The 4,169-nt window shown below is 67.2% G+C and carries 4 protein-coding genes; 2 read left to right on the top strand and 2 right to left on the bottom strand.

Features of this window, described 5'->3' with window-relative positions:
• Positions 1 to 227: 227 nt before the first annotated feature.
• Positions 228 to 2,390, bottom strand: coding sequence for a TonB-dependent receptor (locus MT490_RS07270; protein WP_297385611.1), 2,163 nt, complete (start codon positions 2,388 to 2,390; stop codon positions 228 to 230).
• A 45-nt stretch (positions 2,391 to 2,435) separates the two neighbouring features.
• Complete coding sequence (locus MT490_RS07265) at positions 2,436 to 2,831, bottom strand: hypothetical protein (RefSeq protein ID WP_297385609.1); 396 nt, start codon at positions 2,829 to 2,831, stop codon at positions 2,436 to 2,438.
• 192 nt (positions 2,832 to 3,023) lie between these two features.
• Between MT490_RS07265 and MT490_RS07260 the strand changes: the two genes are divergently transcribed.
• Together MT490_RS07260 and MT490_RS07255 are read left to right on the top strand one after the other, a co-directional pair.
• Entirely contained in the window at positions 3,024 to 3,527 is a 504-nt protein-coding gene (locus tag MT490_RS07260; RefSeq protein ID WP_297385608.1) for an ImmA/IrrE family metallo-endopeptidase, read from the top strand.
• The gene (locus MT490_RS07255) at positions 3,517 to 3,948 is read left to right on the top strand and encodes a hypothetical protein (RefSeq protein ID WP_297385607.1); all 432 of its coding nucleotides are present in this window, start codon (positions 3,517 to 3,519) and stop codon (positions 3,946 to 3,948) included. The genes MT490_RS07260 and MT490_RS07255 overlap by 11 nt, the downstream gene beginning before the upstream one ends.
• The last annotated feature ends 221 nt before the right edge of the window (positions 3,949 to 4,169 follow it).

Below are 4,169 nucleotides of genomic sequence, written 5' to 3'. Positions count from 1 at the left end.
TCCTCCCCCGCCAGGGAGTGTTGGGTTGGATTGCCCCCGGCAATCCAAGCCCGTGCCGGGGGCACGGGCGACCCAACACTGTGGCGCCGAAGGCGTCGGAGGGGGAGGTAAGCAGCGCACTCTCCAACTGAGCATAGTGATTCCGCCCCCTCCGTCAGCCTGCGGCTGACACCTCCCCCTGGCGGGGGAGGATTGAAATGCCTCGCTCGCCCGAATGTCGATACACCCTAGAATCGCAGGTCCCAGCCGAGCGTGAAATTGCGCCCGCGGCCGGCGAAATAATGGGCGTTGTCGGTGGGACGGACGGTGTCCGAATAATAATCAATGTAGAAGGCGTCGAACAGGTTCTGCGCACTCAGCGTGAGGCCGCCGAAGCGGGTCTGGTAGCGGATGCTGGCGTCGGTGACGTTGTAGCCGCCGAAATCGTAGATTCGCGCGAGTCCGTCATAGCGACGCGACAGGAAGAACTGGGTCTGCAGCCGCGCCGAGAGCGGGCCGTGGACGTAGCTCGCCGCGAGGTTGAAGCGATCGGGCGAGATGTTGGCGCCGTCCAGGTCCTGGTCCACCGCGCCATCGCCGTTCGAATCGGTGCGGCCGAGCAGATGCGCATAGCCGGTCGAGACGGTGAGGCCGGGGAGCGGGGTGCGCACCGACAGGTTGAGCTCGAGCCCCTGGATCTCGACGCGCTGGCGCTGGACCTCGTACGAGCCGCCGACCAGGACGAGCAGCGAGCCCTGGTCGCTGCTCGACCAGAAATAGCTGGCGCTCGCATCGAGCGGGCCACGCTTCACTTCGACGCCGATCTCGCGGTTGTTCGAGACGATCGGAGTGAGATCCAGATAGTCGTCCAGATCCACGCCGTCGCGATTGATCGCGCGGGCGATGCGGCCGACATCGGGGACGGTATAGCCCTCGGCATAGCTGGCATAGGCACGGATGCCGGCGAGCGGCTCGACGATCACGCCGCCGTTCCACAAGGTGTCGCTGAACTCGGGGCTGCCGCCCGAAACAGCGTACCCCGACACCGGTGCCGTGCGATGCGCGGGATTGTAGGATGCCAATGTGGTGTAATCGTCGATCGTGATCTTGACGCTCTCGTGCCGCACGCCGCCGGCGAGGCGCAGCGCCTTGTCGAACAGGGCCAAATTGGCCTGGGCGAAGGGCGCGAGGCTGCGGAACTCGGCGGGCGGCACCCAGACGCGGTCGGTGGCGATCAGGCGCTGCTCGGTCTTGTCCCAGAGCGCGTCGAAGCCGATCGTGGCGGTGAGCGCCTCGAAGCCGGGGATGGCGCGCTCGTAGCTCAACTTGCCGCCGAATTTCCGCGAGCGGTTCTGCGACTGGTCGAACAAGGTGCCCACCGGTGCGATCCGCGCGTCCTGGAAGGTCGCGATCGGCGCGACTTCGCCGCCATAGGTGTCGCGCGAGCGATTGTAGAAGAGCTGGCTCACCAGGTTTCCGCCCCAGAGCGCGGAATCGGTGAGCGACAGCGCGACGCTTTCGGTGCGGTTGGTCGCGGGCACGCCCGGCGGGGTGCCGCGCACCGAGCTGGTGGGGAGGTCGATCCGGTAATCGCCGCCCGCCGCGACATAATCGCCGTCGCCCTTCAGCTCGAAGCGGCTCGCGATGAGATCGAGCCGCATCGTCTCGCCTAGCGCATAGCCGAGCCGCGCGAACAGCGACCAGCTCTGCGAATCCTGCGTCTCGCCCTGGGTGAGATCGGTGCCGACGCGGCGGCCCTGGCCGTCATAGAAGGCGCCGCGCTTGTCATAGGCCGCGCCGACCATCGCATCGAACCGGCCCGCGCGCCAGGCGAGCAGGGCCGCGACCTTGCCGCCGAGCCCGTCGCCGTGGAAGCCGGTGTCGGCATTGCCCTGGACGAGCGCGCGGCCGCTCAGCCCCTCTTCGCGCGGCGGCGCCACGGTGACCTGGTTGACGATGCCGCCGGTGCCGCCGATCCCCTGCAGCGCGTTCGAGCCGTAGATCAGTTCGACCCGGTCGATGAAGAAGGGATCGATCGTGAACCCGTCCCGCGCGCCGTCGCGCAGCGGCGTCGATTGGGGGATGCCGTTGATCGCATAGAGCGGCGAGCGCCCGCGCAGGGTCTCGCCCGCGCCCGAGAGCTTCTGCCGCGTCGGCGAGAAGCTGGGAGTGAGGTTGGCGACTGCGTCGACCACCGAGCCGCTGATCGCGACCTGCTGGTCGAGCGTCGCGCGATCGATCACGTCGATGGTGAGCGGCAGCGCGTTGGCGGGGAGGATGGTGCGCGCGCCGGTGACGACGATCTCGCCCTGCGTCTCGGCTTCGGCATCCTCGGGCGCTTGCTGCGCCAGCGCGGGCATGGCCAGCGCGAGCGAAGAGACGGCGAGAAGCGAACGGACCCGGATGCGCATGATTACCCCTTGTGACGAGGGGCGGCGCCTAACCCGGGGTGGGGCTTATTGCAAGTGAGTATCAATGACAGTGCGCGTCCCGGAATCTTCCCGGTATCGAGGTCGATTCAGCAGCGGACGGATCGCGGCGGCGAGCGCAAGTATAAGGAGGATCGCACCGGTATCGGCGAGCCAGTCCCGCCAGTCGGCGCTGCGGTGGAGCGCGGGGATCATCTGGACGAGCTCGATCAATATGCCGAAGCCCGACAGACCGACGAGAAGACGCAGCCGCGGCGCCTCCGGCCAGCCGGCGACGGCGAGCGCGGTGAGGACGGCGAAGGCGAGGATATGCTGGACCTTGTCGGTCGGCGCGCCCGGCAGCTGCGGCGGATGCGGCAGCACCGCCATGACGAAGGCGAAGAGGGCGGCGGCCCAGAAGGCGAGGCGGAGCAGGCGGCGCATCGGGAAGGCGCATGCCATGCGGCCCGTGGCGAGGCAATTGCGGGGAGGGGGTTGGTCATCCGTCATCCCGGCGCAGGCCGGGATCTCGTGCGGCGGGCCCGCGGCCCGAGGCCCCGGCTTTCGCCGGGGTGACGATCGGCGAAGCCCTAGACAGCCCCGTAATGATTCCCTATATGTTCCGCTGGAGAAACCATGTCCGAAAAGCTGGAACATCTCTCGGCGCCGCGCTGGGCCCATGTCGAGAAGACGGCCAACAAGCTGACTTCGATCTACTCGGTGCCGCCCATACCGGCGCTCGAGATCGCCGAGATGTCCGGCGTGGACGTGGTGTTCGCCGATTTCGGCAAGTCGAACGAGGGCGTCGCGGGTTTCTGCGACTTCGCGGCGGCCAAGCTCTACGTGAACGCCAACGACATCACCACGCGGCAGACCTTCACGATCGCGCACGAGCTGGGCCATTGGATCCTGCACAAGCGCTATTTCGACGCGCATCCCGAGGAGTACGACATCCTGCCGCGCTTCCAGGCGGTCGAGCATAGCGACGCCTTCGAGAAGGAGGCGAATCTGTTCGCCGCCACTCTGCTCGTCCCCAAGCGCCTGCTGAAGCCGGTCGAGCATGCCCCCGTTTCGAGCCTGGCGGACGCCTTCGCGGTTTCCCGGACGATGATGGAGTATCGGCTCAAATATGTCCGGTGAGGCGCCCGCAGCGGGACCGCTGCCCCGACCGCGCGACATATTGGCGGAGGTCACCGCTGCGCTTTCGCAGGAGGGCCAGCGCCAGGCTCCCGTCGCCGCCGAGCAGCATTATTCGGTCCGGTTCCGGCGCCAGTCCTCGAACGCGCAGCGGGAATATGCCCATCTCCAAGGCCTGCGCGACCATTATCGACACAAGGGGCGCTGGTCGAACTTCCTGATGTTCGTGATGGCCGGGATGGTCATCTTCCAGTCGGTGCTGCTCGGCCTGGTGGGCGCGGGGATATGGGACTTCTCGCGCTATGCCTGGCTGCTCCCCGCGCTGCTGGTGCAGAACCTGGCGCAGGTGATCGGGCTGGCGGTGTTTGTGGTGAAGGCGCTGTTCAGGGATGTCGCGGATGTGCCGAAGGGGGAGGGGGAGTAGGCGAGATGGGACGGCAGAGCGCTGCTGGTGCGGCAACGGGGTGACGTTCCTAGGCGCGAGCCCGGTTCTTGTTCGCAGCAAAGCCCGGATGCGAACCGAAGCGTTTTAGGACGAATCGACATTCAAAATCCTCCCCCGCCAGGGGGAGGTGGCGCCGAAGGCGTCGGAGGGGGAGGTAAATAGCACCCTCTCCAATGGAGTGCAGTGCTTCCGCCCCCTCC

Source organism: Sphingomonas sp., from assembly GCF_026460985.1.
GTDB lineage: Bacteria > Pseudomonadota > Alphaproteobacteria > Sphingomonadales > Sphingomonadaceae > Sphingomonas.
Note: the sequence above shows the minus strand (reverse complement) of the source record. Positions and strands in the feature narration are given on the sequence as shown.